The organism is Nocardia sp. NPDC058658 (genome assembly GCF_042716665.1).
Taxonomy (GTDB): domain Bacteria; phylum Actinomycetota; class Actinomycetes; order Mycobacteriales; family Mycobacteriaceae; genus Nocardia.
The window spans coordinates 85,482-111,030 of record NZ_JBHXRR010000014.1; the positions used below are offsets into that span (position 1 = coordinate 85,482).

The window sequence follows — 25,549 nt, forward strand, 5'->3', positions numbered from 1 at the left end:
AATTATCGAGAGCGAGGAGAGTTTCATGATCACTATCAGTGTCACCGGCATGACCTGCGGCTGCTGCGTCAACAAGGTCCGCGACAAGGTCGGCGCGCTGCCCGGCGTCACCGGCGTCGATGTCGACCTGGCGGACGGGAAGGTGACCATCGCGGGCATCACGCCCGAACGCACTGCCCTCGCCGACGCCGTTGCCGCGGCGGGCTTCCACCTCGCAGATTGACAAGGAGCATCCCGATGAACGCAACAGGCAAGTTCGCCGGATTCGCCCTCGGCCTCGCGGCGGTCTTCGGGATCGCTCTGGCCGTCGGTGCCCTGGTCGGTCCGGAACCTTCCGAACCGGCCGGGCACGACGAGCACTCGACCGAGGCGACCCCCGAACTCCCCGGTGGTCTGCTCGCCACCGACCAGGGCTACACCCTCGCCTTGGACAAGCCGAACACCACCACCGCGCCGCAGTCGCCGACGAGTTTCCGGATCCTCGACGCGAACGGCGCACCGGTCACCAAGTACGTGAACAGCCACGACAAGGACCTGCACCTGATCGTGGTCCGGCGCGACATGGTGGGCTTCCAGCACGTTCACCCCGTCCTCGACACGGCCGGGACCTGGACCGTTGCGCTGAACCTCAGCCGGGCGGGCGACTACCGGGTCTACGCCGACTTCACCCCCGAGGGCGGCTCGAATCTGACGCTCGGCGCCGACCTGCGGGTCGCGGGCAACTACGACGTGCAGGCGCTCCCGGCCCCGGTCGCCACCGCGCAGGTCGGCGAGTACACGGTCGCGCTGAACGGCACGGTCATGCCGGGGACCGCGTCGAAGGTGACGCTCTCGGTCAGCCGCAACGGCACCCACGTCACCGACCTGCAGCCCTACCTCGGCGCCTACGGTCACCTGGTCGCCCTCCGCGCCGCCGACCTCGCCTACCTGCACGTTCACCCCGAAGGCACCCCCGGAGTCACCCCCGCGGGCCCCGGCATCGACTTCGTGGTGAACGCACCGAGCGCAGGCGACTACCGCCTGTTCCTCGACTTCCAGCACCAGGACGTGGTCCGCACGGCCGAGTTCACCGTGAAGGTCGCCACGCCGAACGTGACCGGTGCGAGTAACCCGGCCCCGACCAGCGCACCCGCCGACCACGGCACCCCCGACCACGGCCACTGACCCGGCCGCGCATCAACGACCGGTCGCTCGACAGCGCAGGCCAGCGCGCCACCCGACTATCCGACCCGCTACCTCTCAGCAAGAATCAACACCAGCAACGAAGGAGCACCCCATGACCACCGTGACGCACCCACCGGGCACCGGCCAGGTTGAACTGGTGATCGGTGGCATGACCTGCGCTTCCTGCGCCAACCGAATCGAGAAGAAGCTCAACAAGCTCGACGGAGTCACCGCCACGGTCAACTACGCCACCGAGAAGGCGCACGTCGACTTCACCGGTGACGTCTCCCCCGACGAGCTGATCGCCACCGTCGAGCAGGCCGGTTACACCGCGGCACTGCCCGCCCCGAAGAAGCCCGAGGAGACCACCGCCGAGCCGGACCCGACGGCCTCGCTGCGCACCCGGCTGATCGTGTCGACCCTGCTCACGGTTCCGGTGATCGCGATGGCGATGATCCCCGCACTCCAGTTCACCAACTGGCAGTGGCTCTCACTCACCCTGGCCGCACCGGTCGTGATCTGGGGCGCACTCCCCTTCCACCAGGCCGCGTGGACCAACCTGAAGCACGGCACCGCCACCATGGACACGCTGGTGTCGATGGGCACCATGGCCGCGTTCGGCTGGTCGCTGTACGCCCTGTTCTGGGGCACGGCGGGTACGCCCGGCATGAAGCACCCGTTCGAATTCACCATCGCGCGGATGGACGGCACCGGCAGTATCTACCTCGAAGCCGCGGCGGGCGTGACCACGTTCATCCTGGCCGGGCGGTATTTCGAGGCGCGGTCGAAGCGGCGGGCGGGCGCGGCGCTGCGGGCATTGCTCGAACTCGGTGCGAAGGATGTCGCGGTGCTGCGTGACGGTGTCGAGACGCGAATTCCGGTGGAGCAGTTGGCCGTCGGTGACGAGTTCATCGTGCGACCGGGTGAGAAGATCGCCACCGACGGGGTGATCACCGAGGGCACGTCGGCGGTCGACGCGTCCATGCTGACCGGCGAGTCGGTGCCGGTGGAGGTCGGTGTGGATGATGCCATCACCGGTGCCACAGTGAACGTCGGCGGTCGACTCGTGGTGCGCGCCAGCAGGATCGGTGCCGACACCCAGCTCGCCCAGATGGCGCAGCTCGTCGAAGACGCGCAGACCGGGAAGGCGCAAGCGCAGCGACTGGCCGACAAGATCTCCGGCATCTTCGTCCCGATCGTCATCGCACTGGCCGTCGCCACGCTCGGATTCTGGCTCGGCACAGGCGGTTCCATCGCCGCCGCCTTCACAGCGGGCGTGGCGGTGCTGATCATCGCCTGCCCGTGCGCCCTCGGCCTGGCCACCCCGACCGCGCTGATGGTCGGCACCGGACGCGGCGCGCAGCTCGGCATCCTGATCAAGGGCCCCGAGGTGCTGGAATCGACCCGCAAGGTCGACACCATCGTCCTCGACAAGACCGGCACCGTCACCACCGGCAAGATGACGCTGCTCGAGGTGGTCCCCGCCGAGGGCGAACAGCGCAATCGGGTTCTGGAACTGGCTGGTGCGCTGGAGGATTCGTCGGAACATCCGATCGCGCAAGCCGTTGCCAAGGGCGCGCGCGACGAGTTCGGCACGCTGCTGCCCGTGGAGGGCTTCGCCAATGTCGAAGGTCTCGGCGTACAGGGTGTGGTCGACGGCCACGCGGTGATCGTGGGCCGGGCGCGTCTGCTGGCCGACTGGTCTCAGCCGCTCGACGAGAAGCTGGAAACCGTGCTGGCGGAAGCGGAATCGGCGGGCAAGACCGCAGTCGCGATCGGCTGGGACGGTAAGGCGCGCGGCGTGATCGTTGTCGCCGATGCGGTGAAACCGACTTCGGCGCAGGCGATCTCGCAGTTCCGCGAGCTGGGTCTCACCCCGATCCTGCTCACCGGTGACAATGCCCGCGCGGCCCGCACCATCGGCGACGAAGTCGGGATCGGCGAGGTGATCGCCGAGGTGCTGCCGCAGGACAAGGTCGACACGGTGAAGCGGCTGCAGGCCGAGGGCAAGGTCGTCGCCATGGTCGGTGACGGTGTCAACGACGCGGCCGCCCTGGCCCAGGCCGACCTCGGCCTGTCGATGGGCACCGGCACCGACGTCGCCATCGAGGCCAGCGACCTCACCCTCGTCCGTGGCGACCTGCGCGCCGCCGCCGACGCGATCCGCCTGTCGCGACGCACCCTGGCCACGATCAAGGGCAACCTGTTCTGGGCCTTCGCCTACAACGTGGCGGCGATCCCGCTGGCCATGGCGGGCCTGCTCAACCCGATGCTGGCCGGCGCCGCCATGGCGTTCAGCTCGGTCTTCGTGGTGAGCAACAGCCTGCGGCTGCGCCGGTTCAAGTCGACAGCGCAATAGCTCGGATGCGAAAGGGCGGGACGGCAAAAGATCTGCCGCCCCGCCCTTTTCGCGCTCAGAAGATGTGCTGGTTGTCAGCCGAGATGGCGAAGCCGTGCCCGCCCGCGACACAGCGCACACCCTGCGTGGACGAGGTGCAGGTGTAGCCGTTGACCGACAGGGATTCGCCGTAGTTCAACACCTTGCCACCGGCCTTGCCGTCCGTTGGGAAGCCGACGAAGATGCCCTGGCTGGTGCACCACAACTCCGACTTGCCCTCATAGAGGTGCGTGGCGACCTTGCGGTCGGGCGCATCGGTGCAGTTCGGCAGTTGCGGCGTGATGAACTTGGCCTTACGCAGCTGGCAGCCCACACCGAGAGGCGCCTTGTCGAGGACACCGCACATGATGTTCCCGGTGGGCGACTGGAAGAAATAGCTGCCGTCGATCTGGAATTTACTCGCATCGACGCCGGTGAAGCCGCCATTGGCCGGCGCCCCGCTTGCGGGCGTACCGGCCTCCGGTTCGACGGACGGCAGGGCGGTGCCCGACTCGTCCGAGGACTCGCCCGGCGCGTCCGGGAACTCGCCTGGTACGTCCGGCGCACCGGACGGCTGGGCAACGGTGACTGTGCTCGCCCCCTGGTCGATGGACCCGTTGCAGGCGGTGAGCACCCCGGTCAGCGCCACAAAAACGGCTGCCACGACTACTGATTTCACGATTGCTCCGATTCTGTACTCCCGACCCGTCAAGGGGAAATCGGTGGCGGATGCGAAGTCGTTTACTTAGCTCACAGAACGCTATAGAACCGTTACCTGCGCGCACTAATCGGAATCTGTTGTCGTGCAACGGCTGTCATCGTGATCCGGCGGAGTCGATGCCGGCGAACGAGAAAAGCCCGGCACGATGGCCGGGCTTTTCATTGAGCGGATGACGAGATTCGAACTCGCGACCCTCACCTTGGCAAGGTGATGCGCTACCACTGCGCCACATCCGCGTGCCTTCCGAAGCCGTTCCGGGCACCGCCGGTGACTTCGTCGTGCGAATAGGAACTCTAGCGCGTAACTCCCGAACTACGAAATCCGGACTCACTCACGTAGCCGTCCGCCGGTGAGATCCGGCCCGCCGGGCATCGTTAAGCAGGTCACAAGGTTGCGGAAACGGGTGCCGGGCAAGGTATTTCGCAGGGCGGCTGTGACCGCGGGAATCATGGGAGAAACAGCTTGAAGACTTTGGGGATGATCGCGGCGGGCGTTGCGGTGACGGCGGTCACCGTGCTGGGGGCCGGGCCCGCGCAGGCCGACTTCACCGATCAGGTGGAGGTCACCGACAACGGCGAGAACGTGGAGGACGAGAGCTTCGGGGAGTACGCGGTCAGCCGCACCGAGCCGGGGTCGTGTCTGGTGGTGCAGAACCACACGGGCGGGCGGGTGACACTGCGATTGAACTACCCGGCCAGCGGTGGGAAATGGCAGTTCAGGCACAACCAGATCGGCGTGCTGACGCACAAGGGCAAGCTGGTGACCTCGCCGTCCGGGAACTGGAACGTGCGGACGAACCCGCCGATCAGGTTCGACTGGGTCTACGACCGCAACATGAACAAGCGGCAGGGCTGCAATGGATCGTGGCTGCTGACGATGAACTGAACGCGCTGGGCCCGGAACCATCCGTTCCGGGCCCGCGTCGTACGGACCCAGTCCGCGCAGAACGTGTCGCTAACCCGCGACGCCGACCGCGTCGAAGACCGCCCGATGGTCGGCCGCCCACTCGGCGTAACCACGCGGCGGGCGGCCGAGAACTGTGCCGTGGTGCTCGCTCGAACGCAGCGCCGCCACGGCGACCGCCGAGACATCGCGCGGGTCGACCACGGCCTGCCTGCCGTCGCCGGTGAGGTTCGGGACGGGGCGACCGGCGCTCAGCGGTTCGATCCAGCTGAAGGTGTTCGACGCGAAAGTGTTGGGGCGCAGGATCGTCCACTCGAGGCCTGAGTCACGCACAGCCTGCTCGCCCGGCACATGCAGGAGCCCGGTACGCCCAGCCGCGGGTCGCCGGTCCCGACGGCCGATAGCTTCACCACGCGTCGCACCCCCGCTTCCTGCGCTGCGGCGACCAGCGCGGCGTCGGTGCCGGTGTCGTCCGGGCCGGGAACGCCGACGAGGAACGCGGCCTCGATTCCCGCCATCGCGGGTCCGAAGGTGGCCGGGTCGCGAGCGCTCACCGCCGACCACGCCCCCGCCCTGCCGAACTCAGCGCCCGCCTCGCCGTCAGCGAACGACAGTTGCGCAACCTGTTCACCGCTGGAGTCGGCCTGTCCCCCAAGCACTTCGCGCGCATCGAGCGTCTGCGCCGCGTTCTCGCCTACGCGGGCAACACGCCGTGGTCGCACCTGGCGGCGGACACCGGCTACTACGACCAGTCCCACCTCACCGCGGACTTTCGCACCCTGATGGGCGTGCCGCCCGCCGCCTGAGTTGCACAGCCGCGCAGCGTTCCTCAGCTGCGCACGGCCGGAGCGAATGCGCAGGTACGCCTATCTGCGCGGCAATCTCCCGGCACCGACTCGCTGTCAGGCGCCCCGGTAGCGCGGCAACACCGTCGGGGGCTGATACCGCGATCGGCCGCCCACCTGGCGTAGGTGAGCGGCCGATTACCTGGTCGGAAGGCGTCAGGCCTCGGGCTCCTGCGTCTTCTCCGCCTTGCGGGCGAAACGTTGCGCGGCCTCGGCCTCGTCGAGGGCGGTTGCCTCTTCGAGGGAAGGCGCACTGCCGCCCAGGCGCTTGGGGACCCAGTAGGCGCCGGGTTCGTGAACGTAGTCTTTTTGCAGATCGGCGAGCATTTCCTGCATGGTCGTGCGCAGTTGCGCGGTGAGGTCGGCGGCGGGTTCGTAGGGCTGGATGGGGGCGCCGACGGCGATCGAGATGGGGGTGTTGGTGCGGCCGAGGCGCTTGGGGAAGCCCTTGGTCCAGACGCGCTGGGCGCCCCAGATGGTGATCGGGATGATCGGCACGTCTGCTTCCAGCGCCATGCGGGCGGCGCCGGACTTGAATTCCTTGATCTCGAAACTGCGGCTGATCGTGGCCTCGGGGTACACGCCGACGAGTTCGCCGTCTCGCAGGTATTTCACCGCCGATTCGTAGGAGTCGGCGCCTGCGGTGCGGTCGACCGGGATGTGCTTGAGGGCGCGCATGATCGGGCCGGAGATGTTGTTGTCGAACACTTCCTTCTTCGCCATGAACCTGATGTAGCGACGCGGGGTGCGCACCGGTATGCCCGCGTAGGTGAAGTCCATGTAGCCGGTGTGGTTGACCGCCAGCACCGCGCCGCCGGTAGCGGGGATGTTCTCCGCGCCCTTGACGGTGAACTTCAGACCTTCGAGGAAGAACAGGGTTCGGGCCACGCCGATGATCGAGAAGTAGAGGGGTTCCACAATTACGCAAGCGTAGTCGTAGATCGCCGCCTCGGCTGGGGTGCCATCGGCGGGCCCGGTCACCGTAGAATCGCGGCGTTCGCGCGCGTAGCCAATCCGCTTCGCGCACACCGGTCTACATCCGGCGAGTCCGCTCGCCCCGACAGTCTCCACCCGTGGATTCATCCCGCGGGTGCCACGACCTAGGAATTGAGGAACGTCGTAGTGGAACGCGCTCAGCTTGCCCTGACCCGCCCGTATGCGCTGGTCGCCGGACTGACAGTCGCCGCGGCCCTGGTCACCGGGTGCGATTCGGTATCGGGCATTCCGGGCGACCCGGTCGAGATCGAGGCGAGCACCACCACCGCCGCGCCGACCACCGCCACCCAGGCCATCGCACCGGGCGAGCCCGCACCGACCCGCGCAACCCCGCCGCTACCCGCCGACGCACCGCAGGTCGGGGCGGTCGCGGGCAATCCCGACGCGGTGACCGCCGTGCGCCGCTGGGCCGCCGACCTGAAGACCGGCACGCTCGAAGACCTCGAGTCGAAATGCTGGACCATCCCGCCGAACACCGTCGCCGAGATGTACGCCGACCCACAGACGGTTCTCGCCGCGCTCACCGGTCCCGCCACCGCGACCGTCGACGCCGTGACCTGGCGAAACAGCACAACCACCGTCACCGTCGACCGCGAATCCATCGCCTCCGGCTATGCCTGCGGACGGGTGTTCGCCGCGGGTGTCGAGCCCGCTTACGACGACGCCGACGCCCGCCACACCGTGCGCCGCTACCTGGCCCGCGCCACCGGCAAACCCCTCGACCCGGCCGACATCGAAGCAGACCATCCACTGACCTGCAAGGCCTCTCCCGCCAGTTGGGATCCACAGGGCACCGGCAACCCGGTAGCACCCCCCTTGACAGGCGACTCGGGCAAAGTAGGCAATGTCACCTCCTTCGCAGGCGAAGAGCTACGATCCGAGCAGGTTCGTGGCGACTACCTGGCAGTTCACGTCCCCGTGACCACCTCGCCGGGCGGCACGCGGACTCGCACTTTCACGGTTATAACGACAGCTGAGGGCTATTGCATCGGTGACGTAACGATTTAGCCGTTACCCTGGTTGGCTGATACGCCGCAAGCAGATCAGGGGGCACTGAGGCGGTTACTCGCCGCTGATCCGGCGAATCAGATCCTGGTAGGAGGAAACAGCTCGTGCAGATCACCAGCGTCGGACATGCCGGCTTCCACATCCGAACCGAGGCCGGAACGATCCTGTGCGATCCGTGGGTGAACCCCGCGTACTTCGCGTCGTGGTTCCCGTTCCCGGACAACTCCCAGCTCGACTGGGAGACCCTCGGCGATGTCGACTACCTCTACGTCTCGCACCTGCACCGCGACCACTTCGACGCCGCCCACCTGGCGAAGTACGTCAACAAGGACGCGACCGTCCTGCTGCCCGACTACCCGGTGCTCGACCTGCGCCGTGAGCTCGAGGCGCTGGGCTTCACCAAATTCTTCGAGTCCGAGGACTCGGTCAAGCACACGATCACCGGGCCCAAGGGTTCGTTCGACTTCATGATCGTGGCGTTGCGCGCGCCCGCCGACGGTCCGATCGGCGATTCGGGCATCCTCATCTCCGACGGTGAGACCACCTGTTTCAACATGAACGACGCGCGGCCGGTCGACATGGATGTCATCCACGACGCGTTCGGTGAGATCGACATCCACCTGCTGCAGTACTCGGGCGCGATCTGGTACCCGGCGGTGTACGACATCCCCGCGCGGACCAAGGCCAACTTCGGCAAGCAGAAGCGTCAGCGCGGCATGGACCGTGCGCGCTCCTACATCGAGCAGGTCGGCGCGACCTGGGTGGTGCCGTCGGCCGGTCCGCCGGTGTTCCTCGACGACGACCTGCGCTATCTCAACGACGATCGCGGCGACGAAGGCAACATCTTCCCCGATCAGATGGTGTTCCTCGATCAGATGAGCATCCACGGCAACGCGGGCGGGATCCTGATGATCCCCGGCTCGGTCGCCGATGTGCGCGGCAAGGAACTCGACCTCGCGCACCCGGTCGACCCGGCCACGATCTACGGCGACAAGGCCGCCTACATCGAGGAGATGGCGCAGCGTTTCGCGCCGGTGCTCGCCGCGGAGAAGGCGTCGTGGGAGACCGGCGAGGGCTCGCTGCTGGAACCGCTGCGTGAGCTGTTCGAACCGATCATGAAGCAGAGCGCGCTGATCAGCGACGGCATCGGCTACCCCGTCGGCCTGGTGATCGGCGACGAGACCATCGTCCTCGATTTCCCGCACCGCACCGTGCGCGAACCCCTCGAAGGCGAAGGCCGCTACCGCTACGGCTTCCGCATCGCCCCCGAACTCGTCCGCACCGTCCTGCGCGACAACGAGCCCGACTGGGTGAACACCATCTTCCTGTCCACCCGCTTCCAGGCGTGGCGCATCGGCGGCTACAACGAATTCCTCTACACCTTCTTCAAATGCCTCACCGACGAGCGCATCGCCTACGCCGACGGCTGGTTCTCCGAGGCCCACGACGACTCCGCCGTCACCGAACTCGACGGCTGGGAAGTCCAGCGCCGCTGCCCCCACCTCAAGGCCGACCTCTCCAAATTCGGTGTAGTGGAAGGCAATAACCTCACCTGCAACCTGCACGGGTGGCAGTGGGATCTGGAATCGGGGCGCTGCAAGACATCCAAGGGCCACGAATTGCGTTCGCGCAAGCTCTGAGCTGAAACGTCAACGGGCGGGGCGATATTCGCTCCGCCCGTTTCCTTTTGGTTCAGGACTCGGCGGGCTCTGCCACGTGGCGGGCGTATTCGAGGATGCGCAGGGTCTCCACGGCGTCGCGGGGGTCGACCGGGACCGGGGCGCCGTCGAGGAGGGCCGCTGCCATTCCGGCGTAGAAGGCCGGGTAGTCGCCGGGGAGGGTGGGAATGGTGCGAAGGTCCTCGCCTGCGCCGAAGGTGCCCCACTTGTCGGGTGTGACTGTGCCCCATGGTTTTCCGTCGTCCGGGCGGCGGCCTGCGCGGAGTTCGTCTTCCTGCGGGTCGAGGCCGTGCACGGTGTAGCCGTTGGTGGAGCCGAGGACACGCAGACGCGGACCGAGTTGCGGCGCAACAGCACTCATCCACAGCTGCGACCGGGTGCCGTTGGCGTGGGTGAGTGCGATGAAGGCGTCGTCGTCTGCTTTGACCTCCGGGCGGCGGCGGTCGAGTTCGGCGTAAACCTCGGTGACCGGGCCGAACAGGGTCAGCGCCTGGTCGACCAGGTGACTGCCGAGATCGAACAGAATCCCTGCCCCGTCCTCGGCATCACCGACTTCACGCCACCCACCCTTCGGCACCGGCCGCCACCGCTCGAACCTCGACTCGAACCGCCGAACCTCACCGAGCTCCCCACGCGCCATCAAGTCCCGCACGGTCAGAAAGTCGTTGTCCCAGCGACGATTCTGAAACACACTCAGCGGCAACTCGGCCCGCTCGGCAGCCTCCACTACCTCCTCGGCCTCGGCCGCCGTCACCGCGAACGGCTTGTCCACCACCACCGGCAACCCAGCGGCCAACGCCTGCAACGCCAGCGGCGCATGCGAACGATTAGGCGTGGCGATCACGGCGAGATCGACATCCTCGTCCTCGACGAACATCTCCTGCGCCGACCCCCACACCCGCACCCCGGGATGTTCGGCACGGGCCTGCGCGGCCCGCTCCGCCGACGAAGTCACCACGGCGGCAACTCGCATCCGAGGCTCTGCCGCGATGAGCGGCGCATGGAAAACAGACCCGGCCAGTCCGTATCCGACTACCGCAACTCCGAGTTCGTCCATTATTGACCTCCCGCGTTCGCCCGATGCGTTCGGTCAGCGTACTGGCGAAGATCTACCCACGAGGTATCCGCGCACGGTGGCGGCGGCGCGACGAATGGGCGTTGACCGCGATCTCACGCCTGGTCGGGCGGCGCCGACCGCCCGGCGCCACTCGCCACGACCACCGCGCAGAGCACGATGCCGCAGCTGACTATCGCAGTGAGCGAGAGCTTTCCGTCTGCGGCATCGAGCAGCGCGGCGGCGACCAGCTGGCCCGCTACCGAGGTGAGGCCGAGGAGCAGGACGCCGGTCATGCCGACGGTGACGGCGGCCAGGGCGATGAAAGCGACGCCGATCAGGCCGCCGGTGTAGAGCCAGGGATCGGTCGGGAAATCGGCGGGAAGGCCGGTGGTGAAAAGGGTGTAGAGGTCGAACAGGAGCAGGGCGGTCAGGCCTACGGCGAAGTTGATCAGGGTGGCGGTGAAGGGGCCGCCGGTGGCGCCTACCCGGCCGTTGACCGCTTGCTGCCAGGCCAGGCCGATGCCCGCGAGGGCGGGTAGGACGATGAGCAGGTAATCGGGAACCCCGGTTGTCGCCGCGGTCGGGGCCGAACCGCCGCCGGCCGAGAGGACGACCCCGGTGATGCCGAGGGCGGCCGCGCCGATGCGCCACGGGGTGACCGGGGTTCGGCCGTTCGGGGCGAGGCCGAGGCGGTCGACCATGAGGCTGCTGGCGAGTTGGCCCGCGACGACCGCGACGGTGAACGCGGTGACGCCGATCGCGGCGATCGTGAGGCCTTGGGCGGCGACGAAGAACGCGCCGCACAGGCCGCCGAGCAGTTGCCATCGCGGCAAATTGCCGTCCAACACGGCATTACGCACCTTGGTGACACCCGCACGCAGCGCGGGACTGACCGCGAAAGCGATCAACAAGGCGATCAGCCCCGTGCCGAAACTGATGGTCGCCGCGGCGATCCCATCGGCCAACCGCGCACCCAACGCCCCGTTGATCCGCCCCTGCACCGCGACACCAGCCCCGATGCAGAACCCGAACACCAGCCCGAGACCTCGACGCCCGATCATCCGCTCCTCACCACGATCGACAAACCCAGATGTGAGCATGCCAGCTTCGGCCGGGATTGTGCGTCAGGGCTTGGGCAGTTGCCGCACCGCCTGCACCATCAGCGACTCCACCGTCCGGCAGATCGAAGCGCTGTCGACATGCGGTCCCTGTATCGCCAACTCCATTGCCTCGTAGTGCTTTTCGTCGATTGTTCGGTGTCGGTAGATTCGCGAGCACCCCGTCACCGGACCGGACGGGTCATCGTCGGTGAGCAACGTGACGCCGTCTACGCTGACCGTTCCCGTCGGCTTGAAGGACGTCCGTGCGACGTGCAATGTCACTTGCGCACTGCCGTACCACCGGCACTCGTGCGAGTTTTCCGGCGTGGTCGGCTCCGGTGCCAATCGAGGGACCGCCGCATTTGCTCGGGGACGATCCAGGAGCGCGCACGGGTCGACTGATGACAGTGAGATCGCGGTATCGGGCCTACGTGGTGCGGTACGGAGACTTCGAGCGAGCTCGGTGATGACGTGATCCGCGACGGCACAGCCTTGCTTTTTGGCCAGGTCGGTATCGAACTCGAGCAGGATGCCGGTTCTGCCGTCGCTGTCGGAACCCGCGATCGCGCGCCGACAGTGCTCGTCATCGTCCGAGAGCACGGTGATGCCGTCGACCAGCCTGCGGTTGGGCGGGACTTCGCGCAGGTCGACCCCAAGGCTCAGCCGGATTGCGTCGCCGTAGGCCCGTGGTTGCTCATCCGCAGAGCAATTCCAGTACTTGTCGAGCTCGAATCGCCACGATTCGGTCCGGCTCGGCTTCTCTCGCCATGCGACGGTGTCTCCCATCGCCGACCGCAGCCACGCACAGGAATCGAGTTGGCGTATCTCGGCCGTCGACAGGACCTTCGGTGGCTCGGCCGCGGCGGAGTCGCCGGTTCTCGACATCCACAGCGCTCCCGACGCGACGAGAGCCACGACGATCGCCGCCGCGAACACCCGACGAGTCCGCACCGAGGTCGCATCGACCCGATCACGCAGGCTCGCATACCGATTGCGCCCGAACCTGGCCGCCGCAGCGAACGCCGAGCCGACAGAAGCCGAGTTCACCGGTTCGACGGAAGCGGGGGCAGGAGCAGCGGCGAGCATTGCCGACACGGCCCGTTCGGTACGGTCGATCTCGTCGACGATGTCCGACGGCCAGGCCTGCTGCCGCGCACCGACGTAGGCGATGATCTGGGCGGGAGAGGGCCGCGCGAGCGGGTCCTTACGCAGGCACGCGGCGATCAGTTCGCGCAATGATTCGGGGACCTCGGACAGGTCGGGGTCGCGTTGCGCGATGTTGAACAGTGTGTACGGGACCGAAGGGGCAGCGAACGGCGCAACGGCGCTTGCGGCAAAGGCCAGCACCGAACCGAGCGAGAAGACGTCCGACGCGGTTGTCAGCACACCGTGCACGGACTGTTCGGGCGACAAATAGTCCGGTGGCGCAAGCAACGTGCCCCCGAGAACCTCGACGCCGGCCAGCTCGATGCCGTCCTTGGTCAACGCGACGGTGTCGGGTCGTACCCGCTGATGAACGAGTCCGGCCGCGTGTACCCCTTGCAGTGCGTGGGCAAGCGCCGAAGCCAGCGCGCGAACAGCTTCGACGGGAAGCGGTCCGAAATCTGCGACAGCACGGTCGAGCCGAACTGACGGCACGAATGTTCTTGCCATCCAAGGCAATTCGTCGTCAGCGTCGACATCGAGCACGGTGGCATTACCCGGGCCGCTGACCCGCATGGCCGACACCGCGCCGTGCCGCAGCCGCAGTCGCAGGTCCGGCAATTCGAGCAAGCGTGGCAGCGACTGCTCGACCACACGGAGCGAATTGTCGGGCGCGGCGGCCAAGAGCAGGCGGAAGTTCGGCTGCGGGTCGAGCAGGCCGACTATGCGGTAGCGCCCCAGCTGGGTCGGATCGGTCGACGACGGTCTGGTCGGGGTCATGGTTTCGGTAACTTCGCGAGGATGGGGGTCAGCAGGGTTCGTAGGCGGTCACAGCCATCGGTCGCCGAGTCGTAATAGGGGATGTAGGTAGCGTTGGCAACCTCTGCTAGATCGTTTCGCGTCGGTCGAATCGTGAGCGTGTACTCACACCAGCCACCCCGATCGTCGATGGTGCCTGCCCATCCGTCGAGCGAGGCCAGTTTCTGAAAACTGCTGTTCGGCACCTTGTTGTCTTTGCGGCTCTGTTCGTGGAAGTTCAAGTGGAATTCTCCGTTGGCCCCGGTGGCCCAACAGCTACTGGGCCCGGTGGGATTCTTCTTCGCCGGGTCACCGACGACGCGGAGGTTGACGTCGCGGTCCATGATCGCGCAGGCGTTCACCAACTGAAGAGAACCGGCGGCGACCTTGCGCAGCGGCGGGTTGACCGCGAGTCGGCGGATCACCGCGGCCAACGCGCGCTCAGCCAGCGGGCAACTGTCGGCGAGTCCGGAAGCCTCCATATTCAGCGGAAGCCGCGAGCCGGCCTGAGTCTCGACGAATCGATCGCAAGTCTTGCCCTCTTTCCGAGTGCCTCGGACCGGCAGCCATGCGATCGTGCTCCCCGTCGGGACCGCGGTGTCGAACGCCCAGCCGTATCCGATGGACATCGTCAGTTGCAGCTTCTGTCCGGCGGGATCGGTCATATTCACCGAGCAGGTGCTCTCGTATACACCTCTGGGGGTGGACCGGTATGTCCCGAAGTCGCCCAGCACCTCGGGTCCCACCAGCGCACAGGTGTCGAGCAGCAGCGCCTCTCGTTCGGTGAGCACGAGGGGCGGATCCGTCATCGCCACCGCGTTCCCCGGTACCCCGATGCCGACGAGCATCGAACCGATCAATATCGCCACCGAAACCGTCGCGACAGCCACGAGTGCCCGGATCCCCCTCGCACGTTGGTCGCGCTGAGGTTTCTGCGACAGCTCCGCTGACGGCACGGTATCGCCCGCTGCCAGCGCGGTCGCATCACGCTCGTACTCGGCGACCCGACGACGCACTCGCACCGGCCACACCGGTTCGACCTCGAGTTGCTGTGCCGCCGCCAGCAATTCACTCGGGGTCGGGCGCTCGGCGGGATCCTTGGACAAACACGCATCGACAATGCCGCGAATCGGCTGTGGCACCGCGCTGGTGTCCGGCTCGACGTAGAGCACGTTGTACAGCGTCTGCGGAGTCGACCCCGCCGCGAACGGGCTGAGCCCCGTCGCGGCCATCGCGAGCACCGCACCGGCCGAGAACACGTCGGATGCCGTGGTGAGCGTGCCGCATTCGGCCTGTTCCGGTGACATATAGGCCGGTGAGCCGATCACCGCACCGGTAGCCGTCAAGCTGATGTCGTCATCGAGGGCGCGGGCGATGCCGAAGTCGATGAGTCGTGGGCCCTCGTTGGTGAGCAACACATTGCTCGGTGTGAGGTCGCGATGTACCAAACCGGTGCGGTGGATCTCCAGCAGTGCCATCGCCAGCCCGATGGCCAGGAGTTTGAGTCCGCTCGGGGTGAGTCGACCGAAGTCGTTCACCACCTCCTGCAGCGACGGACCAGGGATGTATTCCGAAGCAAGCCAGGGTTTTTCGGACTCTACGTCATGACCGACGACACCGGCGGTGTAGGCACCGGTCACCCTGCCACTGGCGAGGACTTCCCTTTCGAACCTGGCCCGGAACTCGGAGTCGCCGGTCAGATCGGCATGGACCTGCTTCACCGCGACGAGTCGACCGTCGGGCGCCTGGCCGAGAAACACCCGACCCATTCCGCCGCTGCCGATCACCGCGAGGATGCGATACCGGCCGAGTAGCTCGGGGTCTTTTCGATCACGAGGTTGCATGGCCGATCACCGATCCTGGGCGAGTAGCGCGTATTGAGCCGCGGCGAGGTGGCGGACGTCGGCTTCCAGGTAGCTGAAGAGAACCACCACATCGACGCCGTGATAGACGATGCATTTGAAGCGGTTCGCGAGAACGTTGCGCTCGTTCGGAAATCTCGCCTGCGCGCACGACACCGTGGGCAGGGACGGTTCGCCCGGGATCGCGACATAGTCGCGTTCGCCTTCTTCGACCAGTCGGGCAGCCTCTGCTGTTGCCGCATCAGCGCTGGCCGTGCGACGCAGGTATTTGTTGTGTGCCACCGCGATCTGCGACACCGAGGCAGCACGCAGGGTCGCAAAGAATGTGGACGGGCGATCCGACAGCAAGGCGAAGGCGCGCGGACCATAGACCGAGAAGGTGTCGGCTCCGGTATCGCCATCGAGTTCAGGTTCGGCGGTCTGCACGATTCGGGTGAGCAGCTTGTCGGGGTCGATACGCAGATTCGGCAGATCCGGCTCGGCGGTGGGGACGAACCCTTCCAGGTCGGCGAGTTGGGTTCGATAGGTCTTGGTCAACACGTCGGCCAGGAGCTCGGCTCGCGGCTCGAGCACCTTGGCGTAGACGCGGACGACCAAATTCTTCCACGTGAGCCAACTGCCCACGGTCGGCACCGACGGTCGCCAATGGCTCAGTGCCGCAGGGTAATCCGGCAGCACGATCGGTGCGTTGTCGGCGCCCTGCTCGAAATCCGCGCGGGCCATGTCGGCTGCCGCAGTTCGTGCGATGTCCTCGCTCGCAAAGGCGAGCAGTGAAATCGAGACGAACTTCTCGTCCTTGGTGTCGGACCGACCGTTGTCCGCGATCGCACCGAACGATGCGTGGACGCCGAGCTTGCTCGCCACATTGCTCTGGACGCCGGACAGGGAATTCATGCCGGGCACCAGGCCGCGATGATCGCCCATCACCCCACCGCCGCCCGTCGACGTCAGGTCGGGATCTATTCGGTCGCCGAAGCTGATGCGCTCACCGAGTCGCAGCGACTCCACCAGGATTCCGCGAGCCCTGCTCGGTCCCTCGTCGTAATCGGCCGGAATGGGGACTGTCGAGTAACTGCCGTGGTCGGGCCCGACTGGTGCGTCACCACACCCGATCGGTAAACCGACCACGAGAAGTGACAGCACCGCTACGCGATGCAGCCTGAACCGCACGATCATTCCCCCTAGACCCGGCCGCAAACTGTGACCGGTCATGTCAAACCTGTTGCGAAAGTTAGCATCCCGTGCCGGAGACTGCTACCGCTGCGGTAGCCGGGGGATCAATGCCGCGACAATCGCCTCTCCCGCCGGGCATCGCTTCTTCTCGGGCTGGGCGCCGAATACCTGCACAGTGACCGCCTCGTGGAACTGCGCATCGACTGCACGGAACCGATAGATGCTGGAACAACCTCGGTTGTCGGCGTCCTGATAGATGTCTTTGTTGTAGACCACCGTGCCGCCGCCGATGTCGACGGCATCGCTGGAGGTAACCGTGCCAGTATCGAGGTCATCCGGCCGACCGAGTTCCACCTTGACCCGACCGGGTCCGCTCCACGAACAACCGTGCGCTGTCGGCACACCCGGCCCCGACGAACCGGCAGCCCTGACTTCCTCTTCGGTCACGAGGGCGCAGGGGTCGACCGATGCCAGCGAGCGCGCGGCGGCGGGATCCACGACAAGAGATGGCAGTGCCGCGACAAGGCGATCGACGGTGTATTCGGCCAGTGAGCAGTCGACCGCCACACCGGTGTCGACACTGATCCCCCACGTCGCGGGCTCGCTTCCGGCAACGGCGAACGCACAGTCGCGACCACGTCTGAGTAGGTCCAGTTGGGCGACTGTGCGCTGCGTCGACGTGAAACCCGGGAGAGACCGGCCTATCTCGACGGTCATCCGACCCGACCCCGAGCTACCGTCACACCCCCATGACGATGTTGTCCTCCACGTCCACGAGTCGGTTTCGCGGCGAACACCCTTGGCGACCGATTCGGGCAGTACCGGGCCCAGCGCTTGTCGCAACCACGCACACGCATCAACTTCGCGCAGTTGCGCCAAGGTGGGCATAACCGCTGCCGCGCCTGCCACATTCGGCGCTGCGGGCGCGCCGCCACGCATCAGCACCACTACGGCGGACGCGGCGACAATCACTGCGACAACCGCACACGCGACACCGATGAGGAGCCCGCGGCGAGGTTTCGGCTGGTCGACCGGCACCGGACGGTGTGGCTGTGCGGCCAGAATGATCTGGGTGCGTTCGGGATCGGCAGTCAACTCCCGCAGCCGTGCGGCCTGTGTCGCGATGTCCTGATGGATCGGCGCAGGCCACGGACTGGACTGGATGGCGAGAACGCCCAGATAGTCCAGGATCTGAGCAGCGGTCGGACGCGCACGTGGATCTTTGCGCAGACAGCCCGCGATGAGCTCGCGCAGTTGCTCGGGAACCGGTGCGAGGTCGGGCTCGGTGTGGACGATATTGAACAGGGTGAACGGTGCCGAGGCGGCGGCGAAGGGGCTCACGCCGGTCGCCGCCATGTACAGCAGCGAACCGAGGGAGAAGATGTCGGCGGCGGCGGTGATCGGTTCGGCAGCGGCCTGCTCGGGCGACATGTACGCCGGCGACCCGAGCACACTGCCCACCTCGGTGAGCGACTCCTCCGCTTCTACCGTTCTGGCGATGCCGAAATCGATCACGCGTGGGCCGTCGGCGGCGAGAATCACATTGGCGGGCTTGAGATCTCGGTGGATCAGGCCTGTTGTGTGAATCGAATGCAGCGCCGAAGCGAGCCCGGAGGCCAAGGTTCGCACACTGGCGAGCGGGAGCGGGCCGTACTGCTGAACCGCTGAGTCCAGGGGCACGCCGGCGATGAACACCGATGCAAGCCATGGAATTTCACTGGCGGTATCGAAGTCAACGACCGCGGCGGTGAACGCACCCGATACCCGGGTCGAGATCGCGACCTCGCGGTGGAATCGGGCGCGGTAGTCGCCGTCGTCGAGCAGGCGGGTGTGGATCTGTTTGATCGCCACGAAGCGGGCGTCCGGGCCGAGGCCGAGCAGTACTCGACCCATGCCGCCTGCACCCAGCACACCGAGGATTCGGTAGCGGGACACCATGTTCGGGTCGTCGACCGACAATGCCTTGATCAACTTTTCGACTCCCCCGATAGCGCTCATCGCGGCAGGAGTACTGCTCACCTGCCGTGCGTCCAAAACCTAGCACCGGACCCTGCTAGTCCGCGGGGCGCGGCGGCATCCAGGTGGGGGTCAGCAGGGCGGTCGCGAGCAGGATCGTGCCCAGCAGGGCGATCGTGGTCGACATCGACAGGTATCGGGTTGCCGTCGCTACGAAGGCGAAGACGGCCAGGGCGACGATTTCGGAGAGCAGGCCCGAGACCGAGGTGACGGTGGCTCGGGCCGGGCCCTCGATGGCGTCCTGGAGGCGGGCGCCTGCGACGACTTCGGCGTTGAAGTCGATGCCGTAGGCGATGCCGATGCCGATGAATCCGATCCAGATCCAGGCTGCGCCGACGGCTAGTGCGCCCGCGATGAACAGGATTCCGGCCAGGAACATGGCGGCCGCGAAGGTGCGGGACGACAGTGATTCGGTGCGGCCTGCCAGGAGCGAACCGGTCAGCGAGCCCGCGACGGTGACGCCGACCAACAGTGCCGTGGTGCTGGTGGATGCGCCGCCGGAAACTGCGAGTAGGCCGAAGTATTCGTCGAAGGCGGTGACGCCGTAGAGGAGGGCGCCGAGTAGGACGCCTCGGCGGACTCGGCGGACGTGGAGTGCTTCGGCGACACCGGTTTTGAGCATCGAGAGGTATCGCGACGAGGTGCCGTGTGCTGTCGAGGGCGAATTCGATTGGGGTGCAACGGCTACCTGCTTGACATGGGGACCAACCGGTTCGGGGTCGTCGTCGAGGTCGTCGACGGCGGTGGCGGAGATGGCGACGGGGGCGCTCGGTAGGGCGAGGGCGGCGAGGGTGTGGATGACGCCGATGGCGACGCTGACCCAGCCGACCAGGGCGTAGCCGCCGAGGGCGAAAAGGGGGGCGGCGGCGAGGATTGCGAGCAGGACGGTGGATTCCTGGGCGCCTCGGGCCCAGCCCATGATCGAGGCGTAGGCCGACGGCTTTTCGCGGGCGACCAGGTCGTCGTAGATCAGGGCCTCGAAGGTGCCTGATTCCAGCGCGCCTGCGATGCCCCAGACGACGAAGCCCACGGCGAAACCGGCGAACGAAGGCGCCAGCATCCAGATCGTGAAACACGCGGCCTGCAGCACACAGCTCAGGATCAGCAGCCCGCGACGCGAGACCGTGTCGGCCCAGGCGCCGGAGGGCACCTCGAGGACGAAGGCGGTCACCGACCAGAGTGCGAGCAACAGGGAGATCTGCGCGGTACTCAGCCCGTGATCGGCGAACAGCACGCCGTAGAGGGCGTAGATCGGCAGCAGATCACGCGTGCCCTTGAACAGCACAGCGCGGACGGTGAGGTCGCGAACGGGGTCACGTCGCAACCAGGTAACCGCCTGTCGGAGCGGTGAAGATCAACAGCCGTAGACGAGCATTCGCATGAGCTCTATCGTTCGCCCCGAAACCGGCCGGGTCAAGCGATTATTTGCGCTGATCAAGAGCCGGACATGCGGGCGAACTCTGCCAGCCCACGCTCGAGATGGCGTGCGTTCGAGGGCGTCCCGAGCAGATGCACGGTCTCCTTCAACGCTTTATACGCGCGCGCTGACACCACGACAGCGGGCTCGTGGCCGACACGGGTGACGACGACCTCGTCGTGGTCATCAACCACGGCGTCGAGCACACTCGCCAAAGTAGCCCGAGCTTCTGCGTGGCTGATCTGCCTCATCCGAGTGGGATCCAGCCGTTGGCGGCCAGGGAATCGTCTTCGTCGGTGGTGCTCGCCAGAGGGCGGCCCTCGTTGAGGTCGTTGATGAGGTCGGCGACGGGGTGGGAGTCGCTGTAGTGGTAGCCCTGGGCCAGGGCGAAGCCGAGTTCGGTGAGGACGGCGGCCTGGTATTCGGTTTCTACGCCTTCGGCGATGACCTGGAGGTCCAGGGATTTGCTGAGGGCGGCGATGACGCTGAGCAGGGGTGGGGCGGGGGAATCGGAGCGGATGGCGGCGACGAAGGACTGGTCGACCTTGAGGATGTCGCTGGGGATGGTGGCCAGGCGGCTCAGGGAGGAGTAGCCGGTGCCGAAATCGTCGATGGCGATGCGCACGCCACGCTCGCGCAGGGTGTGCAGGTTGGTGATCGCGGTCTGGGATTCGGCGGCGAGTTCGCTTTCGGTGACCTCGAGGACGAGCTGGTCGGCGGGCCAACCGGTGTCGGACAGGATGGTCGCGACGCGTTCGGCGTATTCGGTTTCGGCCAGTTCGAGGCCGGAGACGTTCACGTTGAGCGTCAGATTGAGCGAGGCGAAGCTCTCCTGGAGGCGGGCGGCGTCGGCGCAGGCGCGGCGAAGGACCAGCTCGTCCAGGTCGGAGATGAGGTCGTATTCCTCGGCGACGCGGATCAGGCCCTCGGTGGTGACCTCGGGTTGCGCGCTCGACGACCAGCGCAGCAGCGCTTCGACGCCGACCGCCTGGCCGCCGTCCTCGGTGAGGCTCACGATCGGCTGGTAGTGCACGTCCAGAGCCCCGCGGTCGATGGCCTCGCGCAGTTCGACCGCGAGGGGAAGCTGACGCGAGGATTCGAGGACCGTGCGGTTGCGGCCCGCCTGCTTGGCCCGGTACAGGCCCACATCGGCGCGGCTGACCAGCAGCGATCCGGATTCGCCCGGCTGCCAGGAGGTGACGCCCGCCGAACAGCCCATGGTCACGGCGGCGCGCAGTTGTTCGGTGAGCAGGATCGCGGCCTGCTCGGTGGTGCCGGGCAACAGCAACGCGAACACGTCGCCGCCGAAACGAGCCAGCACCTGGCCGGGGGCGAGCAGGTCGAGCCAGGTGTCGGCGACGCGCTGCAGGACGGCGTCGCCCGCGCGGTGGCCGAGGTGGTCGTTGATTTTCTGGAATCGGTCGAGGTCGACCAGGACCAGGGCCATGCCCGGGCCCCCGCGACCGGCCGCATCGATCGCCGGATTGAGCTGTTTCTCGAAACCGCGCCGATTCAGCAGGCCGGTGAGTACGTCGATATCGGCTTCCTGCGCCAGCCTGGTGAGCACGCCGACGCACACGCCCGCGCCGAAGGTGACACCGGCGGGAATCAGCCCGGACCACCACGGCAACCCGCGCATCGGCAATACCAGCAGACACAGCACCATCGCGAAACCGATGTGCGCGGCGGCCCTGGACCAGGCGAAGAACAGCGCGGCATCGCAGGCGACGAACACGAAGAACGAGGCCAGGGTGATGCCGCCGACGAGATTGGGGAAGTCGTAGACGGCGATCGCGACGAGCACGGTCGCGGTGGCCAGGTAGGCGTGGTGCAGGGCGTGCGGCATGCGCGGGCCCCAGACGAGCAGCGTGAGTCCGAGCAGCACGGAGATAGCGGCCGCGGTGCCCACCACGGTGCGGTTACCGTCGTTACCCGGTGCGACGGCAGTGATCATCAGGCCGAGGACACCGCCGAGGACGTAGAACGCCCCCGTTGTCCTGGCCATGACCTTTGCCGTCGCCAACGCCGATGCCGCCCGCACCCGGGTTCGGGTATCGCCGCGCGCCCCGATTCCTCGCACGAGCACCAGCCTAGATGTTGATGGGTCAGGGTGTTTGCTACATCCACAAATGTGGTGCCAGCAAACTGTGAGCTTACGGCTTCAGCACCTCGGTGCCGACGAACGGGACCAGTGCGGCGGGCACCCGCACCGAACCATCGGCCTGCTGGTGGTTCTCCAGGATCGCCACGATCCAGCGCGTGGTGGCCAGCGTGCCGTTCAACGTGGCTGCCACCTGCGCCTTTCCGTTCTCGTCGCGGTAGCGGACCGACAGCCTGCGTGCCTGGAAGGTGGTGCAGTTGGAGGTGGAGCTGAGCTCGCGGTAGGTCTGCTGGGTGGGCACCCAGGCCTCGCAGTCGAACTTGCGCGCCGCCGAGCTACCGAGATCGCCGCCGGCCACGTCGATCACCCGGTAGGGCACCTCGATCGCGGCGAGCATCTCGCGCTCCCACGCCAGTAGCCGCTGATGTTCGGCTTCGGCCTGGTCAGGGGTGGTGTAGACGAACATCTCCACCTTGTCGAACTGGTGCACGCGGATGATGCCGCGGGTGTCCTTGCCGTAGCTACCGGCCTCGCGGCGGAAGCACGACGACCAGCCGGCGTAGCGCTTCGGGCCCTCGCTCAGGTCGAGGATCTCGTCGGCGTGGTAGCCGGCCAGCGGCACCTCCGAGGTACCGACGAGGTAGAGGTCGTCTTCGTCGAGGTGGTAGACCTCGGCCGCGTGCTGGCCGAGGAAACCGGTGCCCGCCATGATCTCCGGGCGCACGAGTACCGGCGGGATCATCATGGTGAAGCCGTTGGCCACGGCCTTCTGGGCGGCCAGCTGCAACAGACCCAGCTGCAGCAGCGCGCCATAGCCGGTCATGAAGTAGAACCGCGAACCCGACACCTTGGCGCCGCGTTCCATGTCGATCAGGTGCAGCGACTCGCCGAGCTCGAGGTGGTCCTTGGGCTCGAAGTCGAAAACCGGTGGGGTGCCGACGGTTTCGAGCACGATGTAATCGTCCTCGCCACCGGCGGGCGCGCCCTCCTGCACGACATTGGAGATCGCGCGCTGGGCGGCGTCGAGGTCGGCGTCGGCCGCGCTCTGGGCCAGTTCGGCCTCTTTGACCTTGGCGGACATGTCGGAGGCGGCGGCGAGCAGCGCGGGGCGCTCCTCTTTGCTCGCCTTGCCGATCACCTTGCCCATGGCCTTGTGTTCGGCACGCAGGTTGTCGGCGGTGGCCACGGCGGCCCGGCGCGCGGCGTCGGCTTCGAGCAGGGCGTCGACGAGCGCGGGGTCCTCACCGCGGGTCCGCTGCGAGGCACGGACGGCTTCCGGGTTCTCGCGCAGGAATCGGAGGTCGATCATGAGAATCAAGCCTAGTTGTTTACGCAACCCTTAATCTTTCGGCCTATGCCAATCGGGCAGCACAGGGGCATAGTTGCGGTGTGAGTACCACTTTCGACACCGCCGTCATCGACACCGCGCTCGCCGATCTCACCGAGGGGGAGAAGACCTGGGCCGCGACCGGCCTGCGCCGCCGCCGCGAACTGCTCGACGAGCTGCACGCGCTCACCGCGCGCGACGCCGAGGCCTGGGTCGCCGCCGCCCGCACCATCAAGAAGCTCGACGTCGACAGCCCGCTGCTCGGCGAGGAGTGGATGTCGGGCCCGATGACGATGCTCGCGGGCGCGGCGGCGCTGAGCGAGTCGATGGCGGCGCTCGAGAAGGGCGCGAGCCCCATCGACGGGGTCGAACTCACCACCGCGCCCGGCGGCCGGGTGGCGGTGCCCGCGCTGCCGCACGGCATCTACGACAAGCTGCTGCTGAGCGGGTTCAGTGCCGATGTGTGGCTGAAACCCGGTGTCGACGCCGCGACCGCGCGGCGCAAGGCGGGGCTGGCCCAGCTCGAACCGGCCGCGACCAACGGGGTCGGCGCGGTGCTCGGCGCGGGCAACATCATGTCGATCGCGCCGCTGGACACGCTCTACGAGCTCTACGCCAACAACCGCGTGGTCGCGCTCAAGCTCAACCCGATCACCGATCCGCTGCTGCCGGTGTTCCAGGCGATCTTCGCGCCGTTCATCGAGCTCGGCGTGGTGCGCATCCTCACCGGCGGCGCGCCGGAGGGCGGCTACCTGGTGAACCACCCGCAGGTCGCGCACGTGCACATGACCGGCGGCGCGCCCACCCACGACGCGATCGTGTGGGGGCCGGGTTCGGACAAGACCGGCGAACCTGTCCTGGCCAAGCCGATCACCAGCGAGCTCGGCGGGGTGGCGCCGTGCATCGTGGTGCCCGGTGACTGGTCGGCCGCGGATCTGAAGTTCCAGGCCGAGCACGTGGCCACCCAGCGCCTGCACAACGGCGGCTACAACTGTGTCGCCGCGCAGACCGTGGTGCTCGCCGCGGACTGGCCGCTCAAGGACCAGTTCCTCACCGAACTGCGCGCCGCGATCGACGCCGCGCCCGCCCGCACCGCCTACTACCCCGGCAGCGACAACCGCGTCGCGGGCGCACTGGCGTCCTACCCCGACGCGGCCCGCGCCAACGGCCGGTTGCTGGTCGAGAACGTGCCCGCCGGTGACTCTCCCCTGCTGCGCACCGAGTACTTCTCCCCTGTTCTCGGCGTGGTCGAACTGCCGGGACTCGGTGCCGAATTCCTCGGCAACGCGGTCGATTTCGCCAATGACGAGCTGATGGGCACGCTCGGCGCCAACATCATCGTCGACCCCGCGACCATCACCGAACTCGGCGCGAAACTCGACACCGCGATCGAGAACCTGCGCTACGGCACCGTCGCGCTCAACGTCTGGACCGCGCTCGCGTTCCTCACCCCGCGCGCCAGCTGGGGCGCCTACCCCGGCCACACCATCGACGACATCCAGAGCGGCATCGGCGTCGTACACAACGCCTTCCTCCTCGACGACGTCGAACGCACAGTGGTCCGCGGCCCCTTCCGCCCCGCGCCGCGCTCGATTCTGGGCGGCGAACTCGCCCTCAGCCCGAAGCCGCCGTGGTTCGTCTCGAACAAGACCGCGACCTCCACCGGCCGCAAACTGACCGACTTCTACGGCGACGGCAAACTGCGCCGCCTGCCCGGCATCTTCGTGTCAGCTCTGCGCGGATAGGTACGCTCAGGCCAGCAGTCACACACACCCAGCCACAACGACCCGACCTCGAGGAGGGTCCGCCGACGCAGTCGGCGGTCGCGGCCGTCCCGTCGATCAGGTGCCGTTGCGCAAGCG

The 25,549-nt window shown here is 67.1% G+C and carries 21 protein-coding genes and 1 tRNA gene; 8 read left to right on the forward strand and 14 right to left on the reverse strand.

Annotated elements, in window-relative coordinates; translation table 11 throughout:
* Positions 1-25: 25 nt before the first annotated feature.
* From ACFWUP_RS20220 to ACFWUP_RS20230, 3 genes are all read left to right on the forward strand, one after another.
* Positions 26-223, forward strand: a complete 198-nt coding sequence (locus ACFWUP_RS20220) for a heavy-metal-associated domain-containing protein (protein WP_379236425.1) — start codon at positions 26-28, stop codon at positions 221-223.
* 14 nt (positions 224-237) lie between these two features.
* A complete protein-coding gene (locus ACFWUP_RS20225; protein WP_379236427.1) occupies positions 238-1,164 on the forward strand; it encodes a hypothetical protein in 927 nt (308 codons plus the stop codon).
* A gap of 112 nt (positions 1,165-1,276) precedes the next feature.
* Positions 1,277-3,523, forward strand: coding sequence for a heavy metal translocating P-type ATPase (locus ACFWUP_RS20230; protein ID WP_379236429.1), 2,247 nt, complete (start codon positions 1,277-1,279; stop codon positions 3,521-3,523).
* A 55-nt stretch (positions 3,524-3,578) separates the two neighbouring features.
* On the opposite strand, the gene ACFWUP_RS20235 is transcribed toward ACFWUP_RS20230, so the two are convergent.
* Both ACFWUP_RS20235 and ACFWUP_RS20240 read right to left on the reverse strand, forming a co-directional pair.
* Positions 3,579-4,220, reverse strand: a complete 642-nt coding sequence (locus ACFWUP_RS20235) for a hypothetical protein (protein WP_379236431.1) — start codon at positions 4,218-4,220, stop codon at positions 3,579-3,581.
* Between the two features lie 206 nt (positions 4,221-4,426).
* Positions 4,427-4,498 (reverse strand) — tRNA-Gly (locus ACFWUP_RS20240).
* A 226-nt stretch (positions 4,499-4,724) separates the two neighbouring features.
* On the opposite strand from ACFWUP_RS20240, the gene ACFWUP_RS20245 reads away from it, so the two are divergent.
* Entirely contained in the window at positions 4,725-5,147 is a 423-nt protein-coding gene (locus ACFWUP_RS20245) for a hypothetical protein (protein WP_379236433.1), read from the forward strand.
* Between the two features lie 69 nt (positions 5,148-5,216).
* Here ACFWUP_RS20245 and ACFWUP_RS20250 read toward each other — a convergent pair whose 3' ends face one another.
* Positions 5,217-5,498 carry an SDR family oxidoreductase gene (locus ACFWUP_RS20250; protein WP_379236435.1) on the reverse strand — a complete coding sequence of 94 codons (282 nt, stop codon included), beginning with the start codon at positions 5,496-5,498 and terminating at the stop codon, positions 5,217-5,219.
* A 281-nt stretch (positions 5,499-5,779) separates the two neighbouring features.
* Between ACFWUP_RS20250 and ACFWUP_RS20255 the strand changes: the two genes are divergently transcribed.
* Positions 5,780-5,971, forward strand: a complete 192-nt coding sequence (locus ACFWUP_RS20255) for a helix-turn-helix domain-containing protein (RefSeq protein WP_379236437.1) — start codon at positions 5,780-5,782, stop codon at positions 5,969-5,971.
* A gap of 195 nt (positions 5,972-6,166) precedes the next feature.
* Here ACFWUP_RS20255 and ACFWUP_RS20260 read toward each other — a convergent pair whose 3' ends face one another.
* The gene (locus ACFWUP_RS20260; protein ID WP_379236535.1) at positions 6,167-6,928 is read right to left on the reverse strand and encodes a lysophospholipid acyltransferase family protein; all 762 of its coding nucleotides are present in this window, start codon (positions 6,926-6,928) and stop codon (positions 6,167-6,169) included.
* A gap of 204 nt (positions 6,929-7,132) precedes the next feature.
* On the opposite strand from ACFWUP_RS20260, the gene ACFWUP_RS20265 reads away from it, so the two are divergent.
* Positions 7,133-8,014, forward strand: a complete 882-nt coding sequence (locus ACFWUP_RS20265) for a hypothetical protein (protein ID WP_379236439.1) — start codon at positions 7,133-7,135, stop codon at positions 8,012-8,014.
* Positions 8,015-8,118: 104 nt separating this feature from the next.
* Complete coding sequence (locus ACFWUP_RS20270) at positions 8,119-9,654, forward strand: Rieske 2Fe-2S domain-containing protein (protein WP_379236441.1); 1,536 nt, start codon at positions 8,119-8,121, stop codon at positions 9,652-9,654.
* Between the two features lie 52 nt (positions 9,655-9,706).
* Here the strand turns inward: ACFWUP_RS20270 and ACFWUP_RS20275 are convergent, their stop codons facing one another.
* From ACFWUP_RS20275 to serS, 10 genes are all read right to left on the reverse strand, one after another.
* On the reverse strand, positions 9,707-10,750 hold the full coding sequence (locus ACFWUP_RS20275; RefSeq protein WP_379236443.1) for a Gfo/Idh/MocA family oxidoreductase: 1,044 nt from the start codon (positions 10,748-10,750) through the stop codon (positions 9,707-9,709).
* A 113-nt stretch (positions 10,751-10,863) separates the two neighbouring features.
* The gene (locus ACFWUP_RS20280; RefSeq protein ID WP_379236445.1) at positions 10,864-11,811 is read right to left on the reverse strand and encodes a DMT family transporter; all 948 of its coding nucleotides are present in this window, start codon (positions 11,809-11,811) and stop codon (positions 10,864-10,866) included.
* Between the two features lie 63 nt (positions 11,812-11,874).
* A complete protein-coding gene (locus ACFWUP_RS20285; protein WP_379236447.1) occupies positions 11,875-13,773 on the reverse strand; it encodes a protein kinase in 1,899 nt (632 codons plus the stop codon).
* Positions 13,770-15,635: a serine/threonine-protein kinase gene (locus tag ACFWUP_RS20290; RefSeq protein ID WP_379236449.1), complete on the reverse strand. Its 1,866-nt coding sequence runs from the start codon at positions 15,633-15,635 to the stop codon at positions 13,770-13,772. The genes ACFWUP_RS20285 and ACFWUP_RS20290 overlap by 4 nt, the downstream gene beginning before the upstream one ends.
* Positions 15,636-15,641: 6 nt before the next feature.
* Positions 15,642-16,823, reverse strand: a complete 1,182-nt coding sequence (locus ACFWUP_RS20295; protein WP_379236451.1) for a hypothetical protein — start codon at positions 16,821-16,823, stop codon at positions 15,642-15,644.
* A gap of 84 nt (positions 16,824-16,907) precedes the next feature.
* Entirely contained in the window at positions 16,908-18,845 is a 1,938-nt protein-coding gene (locus ACFWUP_RS20300; protein ID WP_379236453.1) for a serine/threonine-protein kinase, read from the reverse strand.
* 34 nt (positions 18,846-18,879) lie between these two features.
* Positions 18,880-20,166 (reverse strand): MFS transporter, encoded by a 1,287-nt coding sequence (locus tag ACFWUP_RS20305; protein WP_379236455.1) that lies wholly within the window; start codon positions 20,164-20,166, stop codon positions 18,880-18,882.
* A 110-nt stretch (positions 20,167-20,276) separates the two neighbouring features.
* On the reverse strand, positions 20,277-20,510 hold the full coding sequence (locus tag ACFWUP_RS20310; protein ID WP_379236457.1) for a type II toxin-antitoxin system Phd/YefM family antitoxin: 234 nt from the start codon (positions 20,508-20,510) through the stop codon (positions 20,277-20,279).
* A complete protein-coding gene (locus ACFWUP_RS20315) occupies positions 20,507-22,339 on the reverse strand; it encodes a putative bifunctional diguanylate cyclase/phosphodiesterase (RefSeq protein ID WP_379236459.1) in 1,833 nt (610 codons plus the stop codon). Before ACFWUP_RS20315 ends, ACFWUP_RS20310 begins: the two co-directional genes overlap by 4 nt.
* Positions 22,340-22,412: 73 nt before the next feature.
* A complete protein-coding gene (gene serS, locus ACFWUP_RS20320; protein ID WP_379236461.1) occupies positions 22,413-23,669 on the reverse strand; it encodes a serine--tRNA ligase in 1,257 nt (418 codons plus the stop codon).
* 80 nt (positions 23,670-23,749) lie between these two features.
* On the opposite strand from serS, the gene ACFWUP_RS20325 reads away from it, so the two are divergent.
* The gene (locus ACFWUP_RS20325; RefSeq protein WP_379236463.1) at positions 23,750-25,432 is read left to right on the forward strand and encodes an aldehyde dehydrogenase family protein; all 1,683 of its coding nucleotides are present in this window, start codon (positions 23,750-23,752) and stop codon (positions 25,430-25,432) included.
* Positions 25,433-25,549 lie beyond the last annotated feature (117 nt).